This window comes from Kaistia algarum, from assembly GCF_026343945.1.
GTDB lineage: Bacteria > Pseudomonadota > Alphaproteobacteria > Rhizobiales > Kaistiaceae > Kaistia > Kaistia algarum.
Window position 1 is genome coordinate 566,062 of record NZ_JAPKNJ010000002.1, and the last position, 25,114, is coordinate 591,175.

The following is a 25,114-nucleotide window of genomic DNA, read 5'->3' on the forward strand; positions in this document are numbered from 1 at the left end:
TATCGGTCATGCCATCGCTCCACCAAGGCGCACGCGCGGATCGAGCAGGGCGAGCAACATGTCGGCGATGATGTTGCCGACGATCAGCGTCGCGGCCAGCACCATCATGAAGGTCGCGGTGACATAGACGTCGCCGACAGCCATCGAGCCGACGATGGCCGGACCGATGGTGGCGAGCGAGAACACGATGGCGACCTCAATCTCGCCAGTGAGCATGTAGGGCAGCACCACGCCCTGATACATGACCAGCGGATGCAGCGCGTTGGGCACGGCATGGCGCATGATGACCGCCGATTCCCTGAGCCCCTTGGCCCGCGCCGTTTCGACATATTGGGCGTTGAGCGTGTCGAGCAGGTTCGCCCGCATCACGCGCATATTGTAGGCAAGGCCGCCGAAGGTCGCGATCGCGACGACCGGCCAGATATGCTTCACGAGATCGACGAACTTCGCCCAGGACCAGGGTGCACCGCCATATTGCGGCGAGAAAAACGAGCCGATCTCCTGAACGTTCCATTTGAAGGCCAGGAAATAGACGATGACGATCGCGATCAGGAAGCGCGGGATCGTCGTGCCGAGGAACGAGACGAAGGCGAGCGTCGAATCGATCCAGCTGTATTGTCGCGTCGCCGCGATGATGCCGAAGGTGATGCCGATCAGCGACGCCAATATGTGGCAGGTCAGCGCCAGCAGCAGCGTGCGCGGCAACCGTTCCGCGACCACCGTCGAGACGGGCTTGTTGTAGAAGAAGCTGTCGCCGAAATCGCCACGGGTGATGATGCCGCCGACCCAATTGAAATACTGGACGATGATCGGCTTATCGAGGCCGTGCGACTTGCGATAGGCGTCGGCCTGGGCTTCGGCAACGACGGCGGAAGCGCCGCCCTGGTTCATTAGCTGGGAGCGGATGTAGTCGCCATAGTCGCCCGGAGGCGCCTGGATGATGGCGAAGGTCACGATGCTCAGCACGATCATGACCGGGATGGCCGAGAGAATTCGCATTCCGAGATAACGCAACATGGCCCGATCGTCCTCTTCATTTCGGTCGGGGCGCGCGGGAGGAAGGACTCCCCCCGCGCGGGTTTGGTTCGCCTGGTCTTAGTTCACCGGGCCGGCAGAGCCGGGCGCGCCGGGCAATGTCTGCGCATGCAGCTCGTAATTGCCCTGCTTGTCGGTCGGGACAAACACCCGCTCGCGGATGATGCTGTCCTCCGCCCAGTTGAAGAGGTTGATCGGCGTCCCCTTCGGAATATTGGCGAAGCGCTTATTGATGATGAGCGCGCCAGGGAACTGCGTCAGACCGATGCCGTAGACATTGTCTGTGTAGATCTTCTGGTACTGCTTCATCAGATCCAGCTGCTCCTTGCTGTCGCTCGTGGCGATGAATTTGTTGACGACATCGACGAGCTGTTGCTCAAACGGCAGCAGATCAAGCTTGTCGTCTTTGCCAGAGCGATGGAACCAGCTGGTCTTCGGCCCGACGGGCGCAAGGTTGACCGTCTTCTGTACGACCGAGGAAAGCTCTTCCTGGTTGCGGTAGACCATCCAGTCGAACTTGCCGGCTTGCTGCAGCGCATCGCGCTGCTTGCCGTCGACGGTGTTCAGGATGACGCGGATGCCGAGCGGCTCCATCATCGCGACAAGCCCGTCGCCAAGGCTCTTGTCGGTCTGGTAGTCGCCATTGACCAGCAGCGTGACCTCGACATTCTTGCCGCCGGCCGTGCCGGCCGGGAAGTTGACGATGCCGTCGCCGTCGGTGTCCTTCAGCCCGGCCGCCTCAAGCTCCGCCTTGGCGCTGGCGATGTCGTACGGATAATAGGCCGTCGACGCCTTGTCGTAATAGGCCGTGCCGGAATAGATGCCGCCGGGATAGATCGTCGTGAACGGTCCCTTGACCAGGGATTCGCCCAGCCGCTGGCGGTCGATCGCCTCGGTGATCGCCTTGCGGAAGTGCTCGTTGCGATTGAGTTCGCGCACCGCCTGCCCGCGCTCGTCCGGCTCGCCCCAGCCATTGGCCGAGAAGTTGGGATAGAGCGAATAGCCGATAAGACGCGGGCCGAACTCAAGACGCGCCGGGGCATCGGGGCTGGCCGAACGCTTCAGCGCCTCGACGAAGCTTTCCGGCTGTTCGAGATTGGCGAAATCGCCCGATCCCGCCACCGCCTGCACATCGCGATCCGCCCAGGTCGAGAGCTTGTAGTGCATCTCATTCAGGTAGGGGAGCTGGTTGCCGGCCTCGTCGACCTTCCAGTAGTAGGGATTGCGGCGCAGGACGATGATGTCGTCGGCCCGATACTCGACCGGCACCCAGGCGCCCATGACCGGGATGTTCATATATTCCGGCGGGAAGGCGTTCTTGTACTGGTCGTAGGTGTTCTTCGAATATTTCGGATGCTGCGGCTTCAGAATATGCGCCGGGCCGGGGCAGAAGGTGCCATAGGCCATCTGGTAGAGGAAGTTCTTGGCGAAGGGCTGCTTGAACGTCCAGACGACGGTGTAGTCGTCCTTGGCCTCGAGCGTCGTTCCCTCGCCGAACGTGCCCGCCTTGGCACCGTTCAGCGGCGTGACGTTCGGGTCGTTGACGTTGTCGTTCCAGTAGAACATCAGATCGGCCGAGGTGAACGGAACGCCGTCCGACCATTTGGCGCCTTCGACGAGATGCATGGTCAATTGGTGGCCGTCGGCCGACCATTCCCAGCTCTTGGCAAGGTTCGGCAGCGGCTCTAGTTCTTCGGCCTTGATCTCGAACAGAGGTCCGGTGCGCGTCAGGCATTCGGACATGCCGATATCGATGCCGCCCCAGCCCTGCGACTGGCCGCCGATGTAATTCCAGCCTTCCGGCCGGCCGCCGATGACATGGCGCATCGTGTCGCCATAGACACCGACGCCGTCGACCATGTTGCCGGTCTTGTAGACCATCGGCTCCTTGGGCAGGCGATCCTTGACGGGCGGCAGCTTGCCGGTATCGACGAAGTTCTTCGTCACCCAGTCGGGCTCGTGATAGGCGGGCAGCGCCTTGAATTCGAGAATGTCGCCGCGCCCGACATAGTCAATCTGTCCTTGCGCCGCGAATTTCGGCGGATCGGGCGGCACGGTGGGCTTTTCCATCTCCGCGGCGAGCGCCGCGCTGGCGGATACGCTGAGGAGCAGGCCTGCTCCTCCGAGGGCCATCATGTAGGTTTTCATCATTCCTCCCTTGATCGCGGCGAACGCAGGACCGCTGCGCTTCGCCCGACTTCCCGCACTTCGGACTCCCGACGTTCTTGCATCCCCACGTCGAGATCCGTCTCCAAACGACGCGGCCTTCCTCATGGCCGTGCCGCATTCAAGACAGACTAGAGCGACGGCCGTGCCGCCACGTCCAATTCAAGCTCTCGCTTCTTCGCCGTCTCGGCCCGAACAACATCGACCGAGCGCACATCGCGCCGCGCCGCGCCGCGCCACTCGCGTGTCTTCACCTTGCCCTCGGCGAGGCGGCTCCTGGCGCCGTCGATGGCGTGAGCGTATTGCGGCAGCCAGCGCGCCTGGGCGACGACCATCTCGTCGACCATCTGCCAGACCTCGTCCGGCGAGCAGATGGCGCCAACCAGCGGATCATGCAGCACGGCCAGCTTCAGGAGGTCGAGATCGCCGTCGATCGCGGCGTGAACCGACATGCGCTGGACGTTGATCGACGAAATGCACGTCGCCGCGCAGGCCTCCGGCAACGTGATGCCGGCCGCCATGTTGAGGCCGAAGCGATCGACGAAGCCGGGCGACTCGATGATCGCGTCGGCCGGCAGATTGGTGATGACACCGTCATTCTTGACGTTGAAATGGCCGCGATAGACCCGGCCCGTCTCCAGTGCCTCGATAATATGGCTGGCATGCTCGCTGGAGCGCTTGGTGGCGTCGAACGGCTTGCCGGCTTCCTCCAGGAAGCGCGGGAAATCCGTCTCGAACCAGTTACGCGATTCCGTTGAGTAGCGCAGGTAGCCGCCCGTCTCGCCATGGATCCAGTCCGACATGTCGATCCAGCGCTCGATCTCGTCGGGACGCTTGCGATACCAGGGCAGATATTCCGAGAGATGGCCGTTCGACTCGGTCGAATAGACGCCGAAGCGCTTCAACACGTCGATGCGCACCTTCTCCTGTTGCGAATAGACGGGATGGGCCTCGAAGGCGGCAACCAGCTCATCCTTGCCAACCTTGCGGCCCTTCAGCCGCACATCGATGAACCATGTCTGGTGGTTGATGCCCGAGCAGATGAAATCGAGCTCGCCGGGGCCGGCACCCAGCACCGCCGCGATCTGCTCGCCGCCATGCTGCACGCCATGGCAGAGGCCGATCGTGTCGACCTTGCCATATTCGATAGCCGCCCAGGTGTTCATCGCCATCGGGTTGGCATAGTTCAGGAACTTGGCACCCGGCGCGGCGACCTCGCGGATGTCCTTGCAGAAATCGAGGATGACCGGGATGTTGCGCTGACCATAGAGGATGCCGCCGGCGCAGATCGTGTCGCCGACGCACTGGTCGACGCCGTATTTCAGCGGGATGCGGATGTCGTCGGCATAGGCCTCCAGTCCGCCCACCCGCACGCAGGAGATGACATAATTCGCGCCTTCCAGCGCGCGCCGCCGCTCCGTCGTCGCGGTGATCCGCGTCGGCAGGCCGTTGGCCTCGACGATGCGATCGAGGATCTGCCGGACCATCGAGAGGTTGTGCTCGCTGACGTCGGTGAGAGCGAACTCGGCATCGCGCAGCTCAGGCACGCAGACGATGTCGGTAAATAGCTTCTTGGTGAACCCGACGCTTCCCGCGCCGATGATGGCGATCTTCAATCCGGACATTCGCTCCTCGATCCTCGCTCGCGGAGCAGCGGCCATGACGCGTCGCGTCCTCTGCCAGTCTGCTCCGGATCTCCCCGGAAGGTCTTGGGCCGGGACATCCTCCTGGCCCGCCCGCGGCTTGCATGGCCAACCGCGACCGTTCGTGGCATTAGTTATCGGCGGGGCGAGGGACGCGGAACAGAGCGATTTTGTGCTTTCATGGGTAATTCTGTGCTGGAGAGGCTGGCTGGCTATGCCTCTGTAATGAAAACACTTTCTCTGCCGCGTGGGCGTCATCGGCTGCACGCCATGCCGACCAGCAGCGGCTATGAGATCAGCACGGACTCCTATGACTGGGACGGATTGAAGCGCGGCCAGACGGCCTTCACCGTGCTCCAGCACACCGTCGCCGGGGCCGGACACCTGCGCTACGAACGGCGGCGATACCGGGTGAAACCAGGCGAGACCATGCTCGTCATCGTTCCGCACAATCACCGCTACTGGGTCGAGGCCGGCGGACGCTGGGAGTATTTCTGGATCTCGATGTACGGCCAGGAGGCGCTGCGCATCCACCGCACTATCCTCGCCGCCACGGGACCGGTCCTGCGCCTGCGGCCCGAGACCATCGAGCGGCTCGCCCGCTGCACGCTGCGATATATAGAGGGCGAAGGCGAGACACCGGGTGCCGCCTCGGCGATTGCCTATGAGGCAGCGATGGCGCTCTTCGACGACGTCTTCGGTTCGCACCCCGCGACGGAGGGCGACGAGACGATCCATCGCCGCATCGTCCAGCACATCCTCGCCAATCTCGACAAGCCGCTGAACGTCTCCGACCTTGCCGATTTCGCCGGTTTCAGCCGCGCCCATTTCACGCGCATGTTCACCGAGAACGAGGGAGTCCCGCCGGCCGAATTCGTCGCGCAGGAGCGGATGCGCCGGGCGGCGACGCTGCTGGCCAGTGACGCCGCGATCTCCGTCAAGGACGCGGCGACTCTCGTCGGCTTCGACGATCCCAACTATTTCGCCAAAGCCTTCCGCCGGATCTACGGTACCAGCCCGACCGAGTTCCGGACCACCGGCATGTATGCCTCGACCAAGCCGGAACCGGGTCTGGGTTGAGCGACGCTATCGTCCATCGTTCTCCCGCGGCGATGACCACGCAGGCGGCAGATTGACGGTTTGATGCCCAAAGGTTCCACAGGGTGCGAGCGCGGACGGCAGCTTCGTTCGGCATAGGCAAACAGTCGCACGTCTCCCAGAAGTCGGCGGGAAACACGAAATTGGGATTGTATGCAATCCCTTCGTGTCCCAATGTCCGCCCGTCGCGATCGCCGGATGAGCCCCCTCCCGCTCGCCTGGCGGCGTGGCCTCGATTTTGCGTGAGCGCCCGCGTGACTGAAGGAGTTCCCCACATGCTTCCGACCATTCTCGACATCGCCACGCTTCAGGCGGGCTACCGCTCAGGCGCCTTTTCGCCGCTCGATGTCGCAGAGGCCGTGATCGCCCGCCTGGCCGCCTGGCCGGATACGGCCGTCTGGATCAACCGCTTTTCCGACGGCGCCATCCGCGACGCCGCACGCGCTCTCATGGAATCCGGTCGGCCGGACGAGGCGAAACCGCTCTGGGGCATCCCCTTCGCGGTCAAGGACAACGTCGATTGCGCCGGACTGCCGACCACCGCCGCCTGCCCCGCTTTCGCTTATGATGTCGACGAGGACGCCTATGTCGTGGCCCGACTGAAGGCGGCCGGCGCACTTCTGATCGGCAAGACCAATCTCGACCAGTTCGCCACAGGCCTGAATGGTACGCGCTCGCCCTACGGCGCGCCGCGTTCGGTCTTCGACGACCGCTACATCTCCGGCGGTTCGTCGTCCGGCTCGGCCGTCGCCGTGGCCTCGGGCCAGGTCGCCTTCGCGCTCGGCACCGATACGGCCGGCTCGGGCCGCATTCCGGCGGCTTTCAACAATCTGGTCGGCGTCAAGCCGACGCGCGGCCTGCTCTCCACCTTCGGTCTCGTCCCCGCCTGCCGCAGCCTGGACTGCATCACCGTACTGGCAACGACGGTCGGCGATGCCGATCTCGTGCGTCGGGTCGCCGAGGGCTTCGACCCGGCCGATCCCTATTCGCGGCCGATGCAGCCGGCCCCCCTCCCCGCCAGCTTCCGCTTCGGCGTGCTTGCCGGCACCGAGCGAGAATTCTTCGGCGATACCGACGTCGAGCGGCTCTACGACCAGGCTATCCGCCGGCTGGAAGACCTCGGCGGCACGGCGGTGGCGATCGACTACGCGCCCTTCCGCGAATGCGCCCTGCTGCTTTATGGCGGCCCCTGGGTTGCGGAACGCCTCGCGGCGATCGAGAGCTTCGTCGGCGAACATGCCGACGACATGGACCCGACCGTACGCGGCATCGTCGAAGGCGCGCGAAAATATTCCGCCGTCGACGCTTTCCGCGGCCAGTACGAACTGGAGGAACTGCGCCAGCGCACGGATCGCGAATGGGCGAAGATGGATGTGATGCTGCTGCCAACGGCGCCGACCATCTACACCGTCGACGCGATGCGTGCCGACCCTGTGACGCTCAATTCCAATCTCGGCCGCTACACCAATTTCGTGAACCTGCTCGACTGCTCGGCCATCGCCGTTCCGGCCGGCTTCCGCGAGGACGGCATGCCGGGCGGCGTTACGCTGATCGGTCCGGCCTTTGCCGATTCAGCGCTGGCCGCGCTCGGCGACCGGCTGCACCGCGCCGAACCTTTCGGCATGGGCCGCGACCGCCACGCCGCGCTGCCGGCGGCCTGTAAGGTCGAGGCAGCAGAAGCTGATCTGATACCGATTGTGGTCGTCGGCGCGCATCTTTCCGGCATGCCGCTCAATCACCAGCTCACAGATGGCGGCGGCGTGCATGTGAAGACCTGCCACACAGCGCCGGGTTACCGGCTCTATGCGCTTCCCGGCACCATGCCGCCAAAGCCCGGCCTCGTCCGCGACCCCGCCTACCATGGCGGAGGGCTGGAGGTGGAGGTCTGGGCGCTGCCGCCCGCCGCTTTCGGCGTTTTCGTCAGCGCGATTCCCGCGCCGCTCGGCGTCGGCAAGATCACGCTCGACGATGGTAGCGCCGTCTCCGGCTTTCTGTGCGAGCCCTATGCGGTGAAGGGCGCGCGGGACATCACCGACCTTGGTGGCTGGCGCGCCTATGTGACCGACAGCGCCCCGATCGACAGCTCCGCCGACGCCTGACGGCGCTCCCGGCGTCCGCTGGCCGCGATTGACGTGGATCACCTTGGCTGCGCTTCCTGTCGCTAGGTTGGAGTTATTCCAATCGACGGCGAGGAAGTGTCCGCCATGATCCGCCTGTCGCGCCAATCGCTAGCCTTGGCCGCCATACCGCTGCTGGGGCTGGTGGCCGGCGTCGCCGTCTTCTATGTCGGCCGTCCCGACATCGCCGGCTGGATCTGGATCGCCGGCATCGTTCCCGTGCTCGCCTATCTGCTCGTCTCGATCGTCCGCAGCCTCGCCAAGGGCGATATCGGCCTCGACGTGATCGCGGCGCTCGCCATGGGCGGGGCGATCGTCGGCGGCGAGCCGTTCGCCGGCATCGTCGTCGCCATGATGTATGCAGGCGGGCAGGCGCTGGAGGATTATGCGCAGGGCCGGGCGCAGGCGGAGATGACCGCCCTGCTCGGCCGCGTCGCCCGTGCCGCCATGGTCTATCGAAACGGAACGCTGGCCTCCGAGCCCATCGAGGCTTTGCTGCCCGGCGATCGCATCCTGGTGCGGGCCGGCGATGTCGTGCCCGCGGACGGCACCATTCGCTCCGGCGAGGCTTTGCTGGATGAATCGGCGCTGACCGGCGAGCCGATGCCGGTGCGCCGCCGGATGGGCGACGACGTCCTCAGCGGCGTTACCAATGCCGGCGCGCCCTTCGACCTCGACGTCGCCAAGAGCGCGGGCGACAGCACCTATGCGCAGATCGCCCGCCTCGTCGAACAGGCGCGCAACTCCAAGGCGCCGATGGCCCGCCTCGCCGATCGCTATGCGCTCGGCTTCCTGGCTGTGACGGTTCTGCTAGCGGCTGGCGCCTGGCTGATCTCGGGCGAGCCGATCCGGGCGCTGGCCGTGCTGGTCGTCGCCACCCCCTGCCCGCTCATCCTCGCGGTTCCAGTTGCGATCGTCGCCGGCATGTCGCGCTGCGCCAAGCGCGGCATCATGATCAAGACGGCGCGGACGCTGGAACTGTTGCCACGCGTGAAGACGCTGCTGATCGACAAGACCGGCACGGTCACCGAGGGCCATCCCGGGATCGAGGCGATCGAGCCGGAGCCGGGCGTGGACGCCGCCACGATGGTCCGCCTCGCCGCGTCGCTGGCGCAGGCGTCGCAGCATGTGATTTCCGAGGCGCTGGTTGATGCGGCGCATGGACGGGACATAACCCTCGTTCCACCGACGTCGGTCGAGGAACAGGCCGGCGACGGCGTCTCGGGCGCGGTCGAAGGTCACCAAATGCGTATCGGCCGCCGCGCTTTCGCCGAAGGCCGAACCGGCGCCGATGGCGGCACGCCGCTGCCGCCCGGCGTCACCTCCCTCTCCGTCGCCATCGACGGCGCCTATGCTGGTCGCATTCTCTTCGCCGACCGCCTGCGCGAGGAAGCGCCGGCCACGCTTCGCGCGCTGCGCGAAAACGGCATCGATCGGATCGTGCTCCTGACCGGCGACCGTGCCGATGTCGCCGCCGCGATCGGCAAGCGCCTCGGCGTCGAGGCCGTCATCGCCGATGCGACGCCGCAGGACAAGGTCGCGGCCGCCATGGCCGAGAAGAAGGCCGGACCGACCATGATGGTCGGCGACGGCATCAACGACGCGCCGGTGCTGGCCTATGCCGATGTCGGCGTGGCGCTCGGCGCACGCGGCGCGGTCGCGGCCTCCGAGGCGGCCGACATGATCGTCATGGTCGATCGCCTCGACCGCATCGCCGAAGCGCTCTCCATCGCCTCGCGCTCGCGCCGCATCGCGCTGCAGAGCGTGGCAGCCGGCATCGGCCTCTCCGTTCTCGGCATGATCGCCGCCGCCTTCGGCTATCTGCCGCCGGTGGCCGGTGCGCTCCTCCAGGAAGTGATCGACCTCGCGGTAATCCTCAATGCACTCCGAGCCCTCGGCGCGGGTCGCTGAGTTTTTCCCAACGCGAACCTTTTGGCGTATCAAGACCCTATGGACATGGACCTCGCCTTCCGACTGGCGCTGTCGCTCGCCATCGGCCTGATCGTCGGGCTGGAGCGCGGTTGGCGCGAACGCGAGGCCGAGGCCGGTAGCCGCACCGCCGGCATTCGCACGTATATGCTCTGCGGCCTGCTTGGCGGCGTGTTCGGTACGCTCGGCCGGTCGCTGCAATCGCCGACGCTCATCGGCACTGGCTTCGCGGCCTATGTCCTCGTCTTCGCCTGGTTCAAGCGCGCCGAGGCCAGGGCCGATGACGATTTCAGCGTGACGGGGACCGTCGCCGCCATGCTGGTCTTCGCGCTCGGGGCGTTGGCCATTATCGGCGACGCGGAGCTGGCCGCGGCCGGCGCAATCGTCACCGCGGCGATTCTCGCCAGCCGCGAGCCGATCCATCGCTTCGTCGCCGAGGTGACGTGGATCGAACTACGTTCGACGCTGCTTCTGCTCGCCATGGCCCTGATCGTGCTGCCACTCCTGCCGGACCGCGCCTATGGCCCGGGCGGCTCGCTCAATCCGCGCGAGATCTGGATGTTCAGCATCCTCGTCGCCGGCCTCTCCTATGCCGGCTACGCCGCCATGCGCCTCGCCGGCCCATCCAAGGGCATTCTGGTAACGGGACTGACGGGCGGGCTCGTATCCTCGACCGCGATCACCGTCGCCTTTGCCCGCCGTGCCGCGAATGGCGAGGACAAGGGCATCCTCGCCGCCGGCGCGGCGATCGCCGGGGCTGTCTCGCTCTCGCGCGTTCTCATCGTGTCGTCAGCGATCCAGCCAGCGCTGCTGCCCTATCTGGCACCTCCGGCACTTGCCGCCGTCGCGGCGTTCCTACTGCCGGCTGGGCTCTGGATCTTCCGTCGCGGTCCGAAGGGCGAGAGCGGCATGCAGCTCGGCAATCCGTTCGAGCTGACGCCTGTGCTCGGCTTCGCGGCGCTGCTCGGCGCAATCGGGCTTGCCAGCGGCTGGCTCAGCGAACATTTCGGCGCCAGCGGCCTCTATCCGCTCGCCGCCATTTCCGGCCTCGTCGATGTCGATGCGATCTCGCTATCGACCGCGCGCCAGGCTGGAGGCGGCATAGAACTTGCCACCGCCGCGACGGCCATACTGATCGCGCTCGGCGTCAACGCCACGGCCCGCGCCGTCTATGCGCTGATCCTGGAGCGCGGTGGCTTCGCGCTGCGGCTCGGCGCCGTATCGCTCGCTGCGATCCTCGTTGGCGGAACGGTCGTGCTGGCGATCTAGCCGGCTACCCTTCGTCCAGCGCCCGCCGCAATCGCCGGATCAGTGCTGCCCTGGCACGCTCATCAGCGGCCTGCCCGAGCTTCGCCTCGATGTCGATGAAGAGTTCGGCCCGCTCATTGTGCCAGTCGCGCCCCATCTCGGCCTTGACGGCGATGCGCGGCGTCGCGGCCGTTGAGACCCGCACCGGTGCGTCGCCCTGCAGTTCGAAGACGTCATCCAGCGATGGGACAATGGCTGCGTCGTTCGTGAGATGGGCGGCGGCGGCACGCGCCCGCAGCGCCTCCAGCGCGGGCGCCTCGCCATGAACGAAGAAGAGTCCCCGGCGGATCGGCCCGCGCGCCGCGATCCAGCGCAGCAGCTCGGCGCTGTCAGCATGCCCGGAATAATCGTCGAGGGCCTCGATCGCCGCCTGCACGCGCACTTCCTCGCCCTGGATGCGCACGGCAGAGACGCCGTCCTGCAGCAGCCGGCCGAGCGTGCCCTCCGCCTGATAGCCGACGAGCAGAACCGTCGCCGAGGAATGCCACAGCCATTGCTTCAGATGATGACGAATACGGCCCGCGTCGCACATTCCACTGGCGGCGATGATAATATGGAATCCGCGCAGCCGCCCGATCGCCTTGCTGTCGTTGACGCTCTCGGCAAAGCGCAGCCACGGTGAATGGAGGCCGGCCAGCAGATCCTCGGCATGATCCATCATCGCGGCATGACGCTCGAACACGCCGGTGACCTTCCGCGCCAAGGGTGAGTCGATGAAGGTCGGGACGTCCGGTAGTTGGCCGGTGCGCACCAGGATGGCGAGATCGGTGATGAGTTCCTGCGTCCGTTCGACGGCAAAAGACGGGATGAGCAGCGGCCCGCCGCGGCGGCGCGCGCTGAGAACCTTTTCCAGGAGCTTGGCGCGCCGTCCGTCATCGGTCACGGGTCCGCGTTCGCGGTCGCCATAGGTCGATTCACAGATGACATAGTCGAGGCCCGACGCGCCCTCCGGGCCAGGTTGCAACAGTTTCTGGTCGGGACCGATATCGCCGGAGAACAGCAGCCGCACCGGATCCGCGCCTGAGTCCTCGCCCCGATATTCGACCTCGATCGAGGTCGAGCCCAGCATGTGGCCGGCATTCCAGTAGCGCGCCCGCAATCCCTTCGCGACCGGAACCCAGATCTTCATCTCGACCGGGCGCAGCAGCCGCAGCGACGCCTCGGCGTCGGCAGCCGTATAGATCGGCTCCACCAGCGGCTGGCGTCGTTGCTGGCTGCGACGGTTCAGATGCTCGACATCGGCCTCCTGGATGTGGCCGCTGTCCGGCAGCATGCAGCCCAGCAGATCGATGGTCGGCTCGGTCGCGAGGATCGGCCCGCCATAGCCCGCCTTGAACAGCTTCGGCAGCAGCCCGGAATGATCGATATGCGCATGGGTCAGCAGGACGGCGTCGAGCGTGCGGACATCAAAGGGGAAGGCGTTGTAATTCAGCGCCTTCAGCGTCTTGGAGCCCTGGAACATGCCGCAATCGACGAGAACCCGGCTGTTGCCTGCCTCGATCAGGTAGCAGGATCCGGTGACCGTGCCGGCGGCGCCCAGAAAGGACAGGCGAAGGGACATGGAAGGGCACCTCCAATCGGCGAGAGCGCAACGCTCGCGACGGGTCGACCCTATCAGCTTCGGACGGCGAATGCCGCAGATCCGGCCATTGCGCCAAAGTCTTCGAAATCCGAAAAGAGGGTGGCCGCCCCGGTGGCGGCCACCCTCGCTTATCCGACGGTCAGTTCGAAAGGAACTTGAACGGCTCCGCCTCGACGAACTTGTCCGAGGCTTCGCCCGCGATGATCGGGCGCGAGCTGAGATCGAGCTTCATCGGCTTCGCGCCTTCGGAGAGCTTCAGCTTGTCGATATCGACCCAGAAAATCGTCGGGCTATAGGAGGATTCGAAATAATAGCGCTTGTTGCCGATGTCGGAGATCGACCGCCAGATGGTCGAAGCGATGTTCGGCGCTTCCTTGTCGGCGATGCCGAGCGGCACGGAAACGGCGCGGATCAGCGAGAACGCCGTGGCGATGGCGAGACGCTCGTCCTTCTCCTTCGGTGCCGCATTCAGTGCCCAGTTCGTCCGCACGAAACGGTCCGCCGATTTGATGGTGCCGGGCAGGAAGTTCATCCCGCCGATCTCCTGCCAATAGGCGCTGAGCGCCAACTGCTTGTCGAAAGTCGGCGAATTGGTCATCACCGTGTATTTCGGGTCGTGGTGGATGACGAGCTTGCCGCCCAGATACTCGAAGATGGCGCTGTCGCCGGTGGAATCAGCCAGCGAAAGATGCCCGCCCGCGGCCGAGCCATTCGGCAAGGTCGGGGCGACGATGGCGAAGGGCTCCTTCGACAGGGCGTCGACCGCTTCGGCGACGGTCGCGAAATTGTCCAGGACATACTGCGTCCAGGCGCCTACCGAAATCAGCGGCTTGCCGGAGGCCTTGGCGTCGCCATAGTCGGTCTCCGTCAAATAGAGCGTGTTCGCGACGAGACCGGCATCATTCATGCCCTCGACGGTGGCGACGCTATAGAACGAGGCGATGACCGAACCATGCTTGGACGTCCAACTGATCGAGCCCTCGCCGACGCCGCCGTCGCGCTTCATTCCTTGGGGAAATGCCCACAGATCGGTGCCCGGATCCTGCATCCAATCCATCGACCGGCCGACGACATAGGTGCCCGTCCCCGTCTCGTAGATGAAACGTATGCAGGCGTCGGCCTCGAAGCTGACCAGCGCGAGCGCCGTCGCGGCGATCATGCCGTAGTGCCTCAATCTCTTCATAAGGTTCTCCATCCAGGCGGACACGGCCATCGCCGCTGCGCCATCCTACCTGCCCCACGAGGGCGGAAGCTGCTCCCTCTGTCCGCCGGAAGCAAGCGACGAGGTTCGATCATGGTTGCCGAAAAACGCGCCGCTCTATGTGCATCGGATCGATGCCGAACCGCAGGCAGCCGGTACGGGGCGACGTCCCCCGCGCCGCATTGAAGACGAGACCAATCAATAACCTAAACGAGACGGCGCCGGCCGGTCGACGGAGATCGAGCTAGGCGACGGGCCGATTTCCGGCGCATAGTCGCCGCGGGAGTTTCAGGCGGGCCGGAGAAGGGCGTTGCACCAGCCGAAGTCCAAGCAGTCGCCGGCCGCGCCGATCGAGCGCGAGATCAAGTTCTCCATCGATTGGGGTACGGCAAAGAGGCTCCAGCACGATCCGGCGGTCAGCGCCGTCAAGCCTGCGATTTTCGACCAGATCTCGGAATATTGGGATACCGACCAGCGAGATCTTCGCGCCGGCGGCGTCTCGCTCCGCCTGCGCCGTTTTGCCGATCGGACCGTACAGACGATCAAGGCAGAGGGCGATGCCAATGCCGGTGTGGTCGGGCGCATCGAGGACGAGTTCGGCATCGAGGGCAATGTCCCCGAGATAGCAGCCCTCGAACGGCATGCCTCGCCAGAGCTGATGGCCGCCATCGCGGGCCAGCTGCGGCCCCAATTCCGCATCATCGTCCAGCGCACGCAATGGCGCGTCGAGCAGAATGGCGCGCGTTTCAACATCGATCTCGACGAAGGCCACATCGAAGCCGGCAGAAGGAAGCAGAATATCCGCGAGCTGGAGGTCGAGCTCGTCGAAGGACCGGTGCAGGCGCTGTTCGCCCTCGCCCGAGAACTGGCCGTCCGGTTGCCGATCCGCATGCAGTTCTGCACCAAGTCTGACCGCGGATTCAGCCTGCTGGACGGCGACGATTGCCGCAATCGAAAGACAGCCATCCGCCCGCTCGCACCGGACCTCACAAGGGCGGATGCGTTCCGAACCCTGGCCATGACCGCGATCCGCGCCTTCGTGCTCCATGCCGGGACCTTCACGCCGAAAAGCCAGGCCGAGACGATCCACGCCATGCGCGTCGCCATCCGCCGGCTGCGCTCGCTGCTGCGCTTCGATCGCGATCTCTTCACGAAGCAAGAGGCCGAAACGCTGCGCGGCGAGATCGGATGGGTGTTCGACCAGCTTGGGGCGGCGCGCAATCTCTACATCGTTATCGCCGAGATGGGCGCGTGGCCGGCGAATGCCGTACCGGAGGGCGCGCTGGATCGCCTCCATGCCGAGCGCGCGACGGCTTATGGCGCGGTGGCGGCGATGCTGGGATCCGCCCGTCACCGCCTCGGGGTCGTCGATCTCGTCGCGATGGTGGAGTGCGGAAGCTCGACCGGGCGCAGCGTCGGTTCGCCGGCCCGAGAGGGCACCCGCCCGGCGCTCCGCCGCGCGTGGAAGGCGGTGAGCGAGTCCGATCCGCCATCAGAGCTCTCGCCCGAGCGGCGCCATCGCCTGCGCATCCATGCCAAGCGGCTGCGCTATGCCTGCGATTTCTATGCGGGCCTTTATCCGGACCCGAAGGCGGCCAAGCGCTGCGCCGAGATGATCGAGGCAGCCACGGCCCTGCAGGATGCGCTTGGGCGGCTCACCGACCGCATGACGATCGATGCGCTCGTCGCCGAGCATTTTCCCGGCGCCAAACGCCCCGCGGCGGCGGGTATCGATGAGGCGGCGCTGCTTCGCGCCGCCGACAAGGCGCACCGTCGCCTCGCCGCCTGCAAGCCGTTCTGGAAATGACGCAACCTCAGCCCAGCGGACGGGAATAGCGGCGGAAAGCGTCCGCCGTCGGCGTCGAGCTGGCTCCCGGCTGTTCGGGGCGCTGATAGAACCCGCCCTCGACGCGGATCGGCTCCTCGAAGCCGTCGAGAATCCACGGGATATATTCGAGCATCGTCGTCGCCTTGTGCCAGATGGCGAGGTGGACATGCACCTGCCCCATGTCGCCGACATGCGGCACCACCGGCAGGCGGCGGGAATGGGCGGCTTCCGCGACGGTGATGTATTCCGTGATGCCGCCGAGTCGCGTCACGTCGGGCTGTACCCAGTGAACGGCGCCAGCCTCCATGAACTGGTTGAAAGCATCGGCCGAATAGAGCTGTTCGCCGAGCGCGACCGGGATCGGCGTCGAGCGGGCGAGCGCGGCATGGCCGGCGACGTCGTCGTACCAGAGCGGCTCCTCGAACCAGAAAAGGTCCAGCGGCGCGGCATTGGCGCAGAAGCGCTGGCAGGTCGGCAGGTCCCAGCGGCCATTGCCGTCGACGGCGATCGTCACCGACGGCCCGACGGCCTTGCGCACAGCCTCGATCCGGGCGAGGTCGATGGTTGGGTCGTCATGGCCGACTTTCAGTTTCAGCCGCCGGTAGCCGTCGACCTCGATCGCCTTCAGGCTCCCTTCGACCAGTTGGTCCGTCGGGATCGACAGCCAGCCTATGTCGGTATTGTACGCTTCGAGTTTTTCCGACGTGGCGCCGCCGAGGAAGCTCCAGAGCGGCTCGCCCGCCGCCTTGGCTTTCAGGTCCCACAGTGCGACATCAACGGCGGCGAGCGCGATCTGCGTGATGCCGGCGCGGCCGACCCATTGCAGCGCCGGCGAGCGCGCAAGCTTCATCCAAAGTCGCGAAACGTCGCCGGCCTCCTCACCGATCAGCAGTTCGGCATAGCAATCGCAGATGCAGGACGTGACGAGGCGATCCGAGCCGAGATGGGCATGGGTTCCCGTGAAGCCATAGCCGGCGAGACCGTCGCTCGTCGTTATCTTCACGCCGACCACGCCCCAATGGCTGATCGTATGCGTCGAATCCGAGATCGACGACCGGTTGAGCGGCATATGCAGGATGAACGGCTCGACGCTCGCAATTTTCATGAGGCTCCCCTCCCAGGGACATCGGCTTACGCCGGGACCACCACCGAGGCGCGGCCCGCTTGCCGATTTGTTAGAGTTCGGGTTATCGGTTGTCCGACGATAGCACCCGTTTCGATCCGGCCGGAAGAGCCGGACAGGGCGCTTGAGGGAGGACACGGGTCGTGACGGTCGAACTGGTCGTCGACGCGCGCAATCGGCTGGGCGAGGTTCCGGTCTGGGACGTGCTCGAGCAGGCGCTTTATTGGGTCGATATCGAGGGGCGCCTGCTGCAACGGCTGACGCCCTGCACCGGCAGGGTCGATCGCTGGGAAATGCCAGAGCGCATCGCCTGCTTCGCGCTGCGCGAGACGGGCGGCCTCATTGTTTCCTTCGCCTCCGGCATCGCCTTCTATGATCTGGAGACCGGCGCGATCGATTGGATCGCTCGCCCCGAGGCCGACAAGCCAGGCAACCGTTTCAACGAAGGCAAATGCGACCGCCGCGGCCGGTTCTGGACCGGCTCGATGGACGACAGCCTGAAGACACACAGCGCGGCGCTGTACCGCGTCGACCCGGATCTTTCCGTTGAGCGCGTGCTGACCGGCATCGGGATTTCGAACTCGATCGTCTGGAGCCCCGACGATCGATATTTCTACTTCGCCGATACGCTCGACCAGGTCATCGACCGTTTCGATTTCGATGCGGAAGCCGGGGCGATCTCGAATCGCCGCCGCATCGTCGACCTCTCCGGCACCCCGTTCGGCCCGGACGGCTCGACGGTGGACGTCGAGGGGTGCCTGTGGAACGCGCAGTGGGACGGCTGGCGCGTCGTGCGCTATTCTCCCGAAGGTGAGGTCCTGCGGATCATCGAACTGCCGGTGCAGAAGCCGACCAGTTGCATGTTCGGCGGACCGGACCTTCGAACGCTCTATGTAACGTCGGCAATCTGGGACCTGACACCGGAGGAATTGGTGCGTCAGCCACATGCCGGCGGCGTCTTCGCCATCGATGTCGGCATCGAGGGTCTGCCGGAGCCCCGCTTTGCGGGCTGAACTCGCCCTTCCCGGCACCTATGGTGCAGGGCTGAATTTTCTTTTTACATATGAATTGCAATTCCGACGGAAATTCTGGTTTAAATCGTCGGGATCGGGTGGCGAGAAGGAGACCGAGCAATCGGCTCGCCGCCGGACAAGGGAGGAGAGCCGGCACCGTCGTGCATAACGCACGCCGGAGGCTGTTAGCGCTCACCCTGGACTTACGGGAGAAGCCGCCCCGGACCGTCATCCGACGGTCCGAACGAGGGCGGCGTAAGAGGGAGAGAGACATGGGTATCAAGACGATTCTCGTCGCCGCAGGCGTCGCGCTCGGCATGATGTCGAGCGTTGCGCTCGCCAAGGGTCCGGAGGTCGTCGCCGGCCCCGGTTTTGAGCCGGCCTGCTTCAAGCCCTGGGCCGCCGACACGAAATACTTCAAGTGGCCCGCCAAGAAGGGCCCCTACCGCATCGCCGTGGTCAACGGCTTCGTGGCGAATGTCTGGCGCATTCAGATGATCCAGACCGCCAAGGCCTATGCCGCCGTGCCGGAAATCGCCAAGGACCTGAAGGAGTTCAAGGTCGTTTCCGTCGGTACCGACATGGCCGCCCAGCTCGGCGCCGTCGAGGACTACATCAACCAGGGCTTCGACGCCGTCCTGATCGATCCGAACACGCCCACCGGCTGGGATCGCGTGATCCGCCTTGCCAACCAGAAGGGCACGATCCTTATCGGCTTCGATAACGGCATCGACTCGAAGGACATCGCCGCCATTGCCCAGGACCAGGTCGCCATGGGCACGATCTCCGCCGAATGGCTGATCAAGAATGTCGGCACCAAGGGCAAGCTGCTCGAGATCCGCGGCGTGCCCGGCTTCTCGGCCGACAAGGAACGCCATGACGGCTTCCGCGCCGTCGTCGAGGCTCCCGGCAACAATTTCGAGATTGTCGAAGTCGTCGGCAACTGGGCGCCGGGCGACTCGCAGAAGGCCACGGCCGACGCGATCGCCGCGCACGGCACGTTCGACGGCATCTTCACGCAGGGCGGTTCGAATGGCACCGTCCAGGCGCTGATCGACGCCAAGCAGCCCTTCGTCCCGATGGCCGGCGAAGGCGAGAACCTCTTCCGCATCCAGATGGCCGAATATGCGGACAAGGGCCTGAAGGGCCTCTCCTACGGCCAGTCGCCGGCTCAGGTCGCGATCGCACTCAAGGCCGCTATCGCTGCTTTGCAGGGCAATGCGATCCCGCAGCTGACCTCGGTTCCGAATCCGGTCGTGACCTATGAGAACCAGAAGGCCGGCGAAGACTACTTCCCCGACCTGAAGGCCGATTTCTTCGCGGCCAATGCGTTCCCGCCCTGCGGCCTGTCCTTCACGGCTCCGCAGCTCATGACGCAGACCGGCGACGACGCCAAGTAAGCGGTTCGCCACGAACGACACGCCGCCGGTCCATGGGGCCGGCGGCGTTCCTTGCCGGGGGAAGGCCAAACATGACCATGACCGACGCTGCGCCGCGCCTGAAGCTTTCTGGAATTTCGAAGGCCTATGGCGGCGTGCGCGCCCTGACCGATATCGACTTCGCCGCCGCGCCCGCCTCGATCCACGCCGTCCTCGGCGAGAATGGCGCCGGCAAGTCGACGCTGATCAAGATCATATCCGGCGTCGTTGCTCCCGATCACGGCACGCTCTCGTTCGAGGGCAACGAAGTCCGCTTCGCGACGCCGAAGGATGCTAACGCCGTCGGCATCGTCTCCATCTTCCAGGAGCTGTCGGTCGTCCCCGATCTTTCCGTGGCCGACAACATATCGATCGTCGGACCGCCGAAGCGCTTCGGGCTGATCGACCAGCGCGCCCAGCGTCGCCGGGCCGAGGAATTGTTGGCCCGTGTCGGCTGCGAGGACATCAACCCGCTGGAGCATGTGCGCAATTTGCCGCTGTCGCGCCGCCAGATGGTCGAGATCGCCAAGGCCCTCGGCCGCGACCCGAAGCTGCTGATCCTCGACGAGGCGACTTCCGCCCTCACCGCTTCCGACGTCGAGCGCGTCTATGAGATCCTGCACAAGCTGCGGCGCGACGGACTGACGCTCCTCTACATCTCGCACCGCATGCACGAGATCCAGGAGCTCGCCGACCACATCTCCGTCTTCCGCAACGGCCGCCACGTCTCGACCTTCGCCACCGGCGACAAGACCGAGGACGAGGTCGTGCAGATGATGATCGGCCGCGAGGTCAAGAACGTCTATCCGCCCAAGCCCGTCCGCAGCGCGCCGGTCAAGCCAGTGCTTGAGGTGAAGGGGCTCGGCTGGACGGACCGCCTCTCCAACATCTCGTTCGGCGTCGGCCCCGGCGAGATCGTCGGCCTCGGCGGCCTCGACGGCCAAGGGCAGCGCGAATTGCTGCTGGCGCTTTTCGGCGTGCTCAAGGGGGTCGAGGGCTCCGTCACCGTCAATGGCCGCAACGCCAAGGTCGGCAGCCCGCGCGCCGCCACTAAGCCAGGTATCGGCATGGCGCTGATCCCGGAGGATCGCAAAACCGAGGGGCTGATGCTGCCTATGTCGATCGGCGACAACATCTCGCTGACGATCCTGCACCGCATCACCCGCGGCCTCATCATCGACCGTTCGCAGGAATCCGCTCGCATCAGCGAGATGATCGAGAAGCTCCAGATCAAGATCGGCGCCGTCGGCGACGCGGTCGGCACGCTCTCGGGCGGCAATCAGCAGAAGGTCGTCATCGCCAAATGGCTCCTGACCGGCGCCCGGATCCTTCTCCTGAACGATCCGACCCGCGGCATCGATGTCGGCACCAAACAGGAGATCTACCGCCTGCTGCGGACGCTGGCCGATGCGGGCACGGCCATCGTGCTCTATTCGACCGACTACGACGAGCTCATCGGCTGCTGCGACCGCGTGCTGATGCTCTATGACGGCTCGATCGTGCGCACGCTCGAGGGCGACGCGATCTCCGAAACCAACATTCTCGCCAGTTCCTTCAATCTGTCGGTATCGCAGCCGTCGGCCGCCCCGGAGCCCGTCTCGGCATGAAAGACCTGAAGCTTCGCCTTTCGCAGAATATCGGGCCGATCCTTGCCCTGATCCTGTTCCTCATTCTCTACATCTTCTATTCGAGCCTGCATCCGCGCGGCTTCACCTCCGACCTCTTCGTCCAGAACTCGAACGAGGCGCTGACGCTGATCCTGCTCGGCATGGCACAGACCATGCCGGTCTTGCTCGGCGGCATCGATCTCTCGGTCGGGCCGTTGATGACGCTGGTGAATTCGCTCGCCTCGCACATCGTCTCGGGCTCCGCCGTGCAGATCATCGCGGCCATGTTCGCCTGCGTCGCCGTCGGCGCGCTCGGCGGCTTCATCAATGGGCTGATCGTCGTCTATGGCCGCCTGCAGCCGATCGTAGTGACGCTGGCCACGGGCGCCGTCTTTTCCGGCATCGCGCTGTTCCTGCGGCCGACGCCCGGCGGCACGGTCGATCCCGACCTGAACTGGGTCGCGACCAACGCGCTGGCCGAGCTTCCCGGCACGTATGGCTGGTGGCCAAATGGCACGCCGGCCTGGTTCGAGTTCATCCAGGGCGTGCCGATGCCGGTCATCATCCTGCTCGTCGTCGTGCTCGTCATCTGGGTCCCGTTCCGCCGCTCCGAGACCGGACGAGCCTGCTATGCCGTCGGCTCGAACGAGGCCGCCGCCTATATGTCCGGCGTCAAGATCGAGCGGGCGAAGCTCGCCGCTTACACGCTGGGCGGCCTCTTTGCCGGTCTTGCCGGGCTTTATTTCGCCATCCAGACCGGCAGCGGCAACGCCGATCCGATCCAGGCCGGCACCTATACGCTGAACTCGATCGCCGCCGTGGTGATCGGCGGGACCTCGCTGTTCGGCGGCTCCGGCGGCGTCATCGGCACCATCTTCGGCGTCGCCGTGCTGCGCTCGATCACCTTCTGCTTCCGCGTCGTCGACTCGGATTCGGCGATCGGCTTCCTCGCCAATCCTCTGTTGCAGCCGATGTTCGAGGGCCTGATCCTGCTTCTCGCCGTCTCGATCGGCGCGGCCGGGATATTCCGCATGAAGAACCGTCTCTCGATATTCAGGTGACCACCGTGGCCAAGTCATCCCTATCCGCGGTCGTCAATTCGATCGACAGGCCGCTGCGCTACGCCGGCGCCTTCATCATCGCCATCCTCATCATCGGCTCCGTCTATACGATGATGACCGATGGGACGCTGACGCTGCTGTCGCCTAACTACCTGCTGCTGCAGCTGAAGGTCGCTTCGTTCCTCGGCATCGTCGCCTGCGGCATGATGCTGGTCGTGCTGCTCGGCCATATCGATCTGTCCGTGCCCTGGACCATGGCCGCCTCCGCGATGCTGGCCGCCGCCTGGGGCGGACCCTTCGCGATGCCGATCGGCCTCGGCGTCGGCTTGCTGATCGGCATCGTCAACGGGCTGGGCGTCGCCTATCTGCGGGTCCCGTCGATGATCTTCACGCTCGGCGTCAATGTCGTGCTGCGCGGCCTGATGGTCATGCTGACCGGCGGATTTTCGCCGTCGAGCCAGCCGACCGATTTGATGCTGGCCTTGTCGAAGAACGACGTTCTCGGCGTGCCGAACCCGGTCATCCTGTGGGCGGTGGTCTGCGTCGTCGTCGCCTTCATTTTGAAGCGCACGCCACTCGGCCGCTACATCTATGCGATCGGTAACCGCGAGTCGGCCGTCTATCTGTCAGGCGTCAATACGCGGCTGGTACTGGTCGCGAGCTTCGCGCTCTGCTCCATGCTGGCGGCGCTCGCCGGCATGCTGCTCGCCGGCTATTCGTCCAAAGCGTTCCAGGCGATGGGCGACCCCTATCTGCTGCCCGCGATCGCCGCCGTCGTCATCGGTGGCACCAACATCCTCGGCGGCTCGGGCAAGCTATCGGGCACGGTCGTCGGCACGATCCTGATCGTGCTGCTGCAGAGCGTGCTCTCGGTCATGCAGATGCCCGAGGCCGGACGGCAGATCATCTATGGCGTCGTCATCATCGCCATGTTGCTCGCCTATGGCCGCGGCGCCCGCGTCCGGCTGTGAGACGGGACGGGGCGAACCGAAATAGCGGGGCGGACCTAAAGATCCGCCCCGAACTGGTTTCAGTCCACTTCCACCGTCCGCTCCGATTCCAGCACCGCCTTGACGAAATCCGGGATCTTCAAGCCGGCCTTCACCTTGGCGTCGAGGCTCGCTTCCGCCGCTTTGACGCCTTCGAGCCGCTCGATCACTTCGGCAGCTCGCAGGCGTGGGATCACGACCACGCCGTCGGCATCGCCGATCAGGATATCGCCGGACTCGATCCGCACGCCACCGACGACCACCGGCAGGCCGACCGTACCGGGGCCGCTGCGCGCCGGGGAATTGGGCGTCAGCCCCGCCGCGAAGGTCGGCAGGCCCACGGCGTGGATACCGACGAGATCCCGGATCAGGCCATCGGTAACGAAGCCGACGACGCCGCGGTTTCTCGCCATGCCCAGCAGCAGATCGCCGGTGACCGCCGTCGATGTGAAGCCATCGGTGGCAGCGACCAGAACGTCCCCCTCGCCCGAGACGTCGAGCGCGCCGAACAGCGCCAGATTGTCCGCCGGGCCGCAATCGCACGTGACAGCAACGCCGATCATGGGCTTCCCAAGCGGCACGAACGGCTTGATGCGGTAGTCGAGCCCGCCGCGCCCGCCCATCGTGTCGACGACGAAGCCGGTCGGAATGCCGGCGAGCGCTGCCAGATGCGCCGGATCGGGCCGCTCGAATTTCCGGCGGATCGTCAGCACCGGCGGGTCCTTGATCATCATTCTCTCCCTGTTCGTCCGGCCCTTCCGTTCGGCGCGCCGGCTCGTTCTCCTCAGGCTTCCTTATTGCCGATCGGGTCGGAATTGGCGAGGGTCAGGGCATGAGCGAACGCTGGAAGAAACAGGCCTTCTCCATCGCCGATATGCGGCGGCTCGCGATGCGCGCCCTGCCCCGGCCGGTGTTCGATTTCGCCGACGGCGCCGCCGAGGACGAGCGCACGCTGGCCCGCAACGAAGCTGCCTTCGACGACTGGGATTTCATCCCTCGTCCGCTCGACGCACCAGCAAGGCGCGACCTCTCGGTGGAGCTCTTCGGCCACCGCCTCGCCCTCCCCGTGATGATCGGCCCAACCGGCCTCTCCGGCCTCTTCGCGGTTGACGGCGAGAGAGCGGCCGCCCGAGCGGCGCAGGCGGCGGGCACGGCATTCTGCCTGTCGCACGCCTCCGTCTGCACGATGGAGGATCTGGCCGCCACCGGGATGGCGCCGCGCTGGATGCAGATCTTCGTCTATCGCGAGCGAGGCTTCACGCAATGGTTCGTGCAGCGCGCGGCGGCGTCGAATTATGACGCGCTGGTGCTGACCGTCGACAACCAGCTACTGGGCAACCGCGAGCGGGACCTCAGGAACGGCTTCACCATCCCGCCGAATTTCTCAGTCCCCGATATGATGGCGATGCTCGGCAAGCTGCCTTGGCTGCTCGCCATGCGCAAAGAGCTGCCGAAGATCACCTTCGCCAATTATATCCGCGAGGGTGAGGCGGCCGATCTCGCCTCGCTATCGAAGCGCATGGCCTCGCTGCTCGACCCCGGCCTTTCCTGGCGGGATGTCGAATGGCTGCGCGGCCTGTGGAAGAAGCCTTTCCTGCTCAAGGGGATCCTGAGCCCCGTCGAGGCACGCAAGGCCGTCGAACTGGGCGTCGACGGCATCATCGTCTCCAATCATGGCGGCCGCCAGCTCGACGGCTCGATCGCCGGGCTCGATGCCCTGCCCGCGATTGTCGAAGCGGTCGACGGCCGCATTCCGGTACTGGTGGATGGCGGCCTCCGCCGTGGCGCCGATGTCGTCAAGGCTATGATCCTTGGCGCAAGGGCGACGCTGATCGGCCGGCCGCAGCTCTATGGGCTCGCGGTCGGCGGCGAGGCCGGCGTTGCGCACGTTCTCGATATCTACCGCCGGGAAATCGACCGCGTCATGGGTCTTCTCGGCGTCTCAAAGCTCTCCGACCTCGATGCCAGTCATCTCGCCCGACGCCAAAAACCATAG

18 protein-coding genes are annotated in these 25,114 nt (G+C 65.5%); 11 read left to right on the forward strand and 7 right to left on the reverse strand.

What is annotated here, in order from left to right; translation table 11 throughout:
- Positions 1–6: 6 nt before the first annotated feature.
- The 3 genes from OSH05_RS15950 to melA all read right to left on the reverse strand — a co-directional run bounded on the left by OSH05_RS15950 (position 7) and on the right by melA (position 4,826).
- Positions 7–1,017, reverse strand: a complete 1,011-nt coding sequence (locus OSH05_RS15950) for an ABC transporter permease (RefSeq protein WP_104219064.1) — start codon at positions 1,015–1,017, stop codon at positions 7–9.
- A 78-nt stretch (positions 1,018–1,095) separates the two neighbouring features.
- Complete coding sequence (locus tag OSH05_RS15955; RefSeq protein ID WP_104219065.1) at positions 1,096–3,183, reverse strand: ABC transporter substrate-binding protein; 2,088 nt, start codon at positions 3,181–3,183, stop codon at positions 1,096–1,098.
- 149 nt (positions 3,184–3,332) lie between these two features.
- Entirely contained in the window at positions 3,333–4,826 is a 1,494-nt protein-coding gene (gene melA / locus OSH05_RS15960) for an alpha-glucosidase/alpha-galactosidase (protein ID WP_104219066.1), read from the reverse strand.
- Between the two features lie 198 nt (positions 4,827–5,024).
- Here melA and OSH05_RS15965 point away from each other — a divergent pair, with 198 nt between their 5' ends.
- From OSH05_RS15965 to OSH05_RS15980, 4 genes are all read left to right on the forward strand, one after another.
- Entirely contained in the window at positions 5,025–5,924 is a 900-nt protein-coding gene (locus OSH05_RS15965; protein WP_104219067.1) for a helix-turn-helix transcriptional regulator, read from the forward strand.
- Between the two features lie 293 nt (positions 5,925–6,217).
- Positions 6,218–8,041: an allophanate hydrolase gene (atzF, locus tag OSH05_RS15970; protein WP_104219068.1), complete on the forward strand. Its 1,824-nt coding sequence runs from the start codon at positions 6,218–6,220 to the stop codon at positions 8,039–8,041.
- A 105-nt stretch (positions 8,042–8,146) separates the two neighbouring features.
- The gene (locus OSH05_RS15975; RefSeq protein ID WP_104219069.1) at positions 8,147–9,970 is read left to right on the forward strand and encodes a heavy metal translocating P-type ATPase; all 1,824 of its coding nucleotides are present in this window, start codon (positions 8,147–8,149) and stop codon (positions 9,968–9,970) included.
- Positions 9,971–10,015: 45 nt separating this feature from the next.
- Positions 10,016–11,257 carry an MgtC/SapB family protein gene (locus tag OSH05_RS15980; protein WP_266352583.1) on the forward strand — a complete coding sequence of 414 codons (1,242 nt, stop codon included), beginning with the start codon at positions 10,016–10,018 and terminating at the stop codon, positions 11,255–11,257.
- A gap of 4 nt (positions 11,258–11,261) precedes the next feature.
- On the opposite strand, the gene OSH05_RS15985 is transcribed toward OSH05_RS15980, so the two are convergent.
- Positions 11,262–12,857, reverse strand: a complete 1,596-nt coding sequence (locus tag OSH05_RS15985) for an MBL fold metallo-hydrolase (RefSeq protein WP_104219071.1) — start codon at positions 12,855–12,857, stop codon at positions 11,262–11,264.
- Positions 12,858–13,017: 160 nt separating this feature from the next.
- Positions 13,018–14,061: a linear amide C-N hydrolase gene (locus OSH05_RS15990; RefSeq protein ID WP_104219291.1), complete on the reverse strand. Its 1,044-nt coding sequence runs from the start codon at positions 14,059–14,061 to the stop codon at positions 13,018–13,020.
- A 328-nt stretch (positions 14,062–14,389) separates the two neighbouring features.
- Between OSH05_RS15990 and OSH05_RS15995 the strand changes: the two genes are divergently transcribed.
- A complete protein-coding gene (locus OSH05_RS15995; RefSeq protein ID WP_104219072.1) occupies positions 14,390–15,886 on the forward strand; it encodes a CYTH and CHAD domain-containing protein in 1,497 nt (498 codons plus the stop codon).
- Between the two features lie 7 nt (positions 15,887–15,893).
- Here OSH05_RS15995 and OSH05_RS16000 read toward each other — a convergent pair whose 3' ends face one another.
- Entirely contained in the window at positions 15,894–17,012 is a 1,119-nt protein-coding gene (locus OSH05_RS16000; RefSeq protein WP_104219073.1) for a mandelate racemase/muconate lactonizing enzyme family protein, read from the reverse strand.
- Between the two features lie 161 nt (positions 17,013–17,173).
- Between OSH05_RS16000 and OSH05_RS16005 the strand changes: the two genes are divergently transcribed.
- The 5 genes from OSH05_RS16005 (at position 17,174) to OSH05_RS16025 (ending at position 23,100) form a co-directional block, all read left to right on the forward strand.
- Positions 17,174–18,043 (forward strand): SMP-30/gluconolactonase/LRE family protein, encoded by an 870-nt coding sequence (locus tag OSH05_RS16005; RefSeq protein WP_104219074.1) that lies wholly within the window; start codon positions 17,174–17,176, stop codon positions 18,041–18,043.
- Between the two features lie 272 nt (positions 18,044–18,315).
- Positions 18,316–19,443 carry a substrate-binding domain-containing protein gene (locus tag OSH05_RS16010; protein ID WP_266352586.1) on the forward strand — a complete coding sequence of 376 codons (1,128 nt, stop codon included), beginning with the start codon at positions 18,316–18,318 and terminating at the stop codon, positions 19,441–19,443.
- A 77-nt stretch (positions 19,444–19,520) separates the two neighbouring features.
- Positions 19,521–21,068 carry a sugar ABC transporter ATP-binding protein gene (locus OSH05_RS16015; RefSeq protein WP_104219293.1) on the forward strand — a complete coding sequence of 516 codons (1,548 nt, stop codon included), beginning with the start codon at positions 19,521–19,523 and terminating at the stop codon, positions 21,066–21,068.
- Positions 21,065–22,129 (forward strand): ABC transporter permease, encoded by a 1,065-nt coding sequence (locus OSH05_RS16020; RefSeq protein ID WP_104219075.1) that lies wholly within the window; start codon positions 21,065–21,067, stop codon positions 22,127–22,129. The genes OSH05_RS16015 and OSH05_RS16020 overlap by 4 nt, the downstream gene beginning before the upstream one ends.
- A gap of 5 nt (positions 22,130–22,134) precedes the next feature.
- On the forward strand, positions 22,135–23,100 hold the full coding sequence (locus tag OSH05_RS16025; protein WP_407660400.1) for an ABC transporter permease: 966 nt from the start codon (positions 22,135–22,137) through the stop codon (positions 23,098–23,100).
- 59 nt (positions 23,101–23,159) lie between these two features.
- Here OSH05_RS16025 and OSH05_RS16030 read toward each other — a convergent pair whose 3' ends face one another.
- Positions 23,160–23,849, reverse strand: coding sequence for an RraA family protein (locus OSH05_RS16030; protein WP_104219295.1), 690 nt, complete (start codon positions 23,847–23,849; stop codon positions 23,160–23,162).
- 101 nt (positions 23,850–23,950) lie between these two features.
- On the opposite strand from OSH05_RS16030, the gene OSH05_RS16035 reads away from it, so the two are divergent.
- Complete coding sequence (locus tag OSH05_RS16035) at positions 23,951–25,114, forward strand: alpha-hydroxy acid oxidase (RefSeq protein ID WP_104219076.1); 1,164 nt, start codon at positions 23,951–23,953, stop codon at positions 25,112–25,114.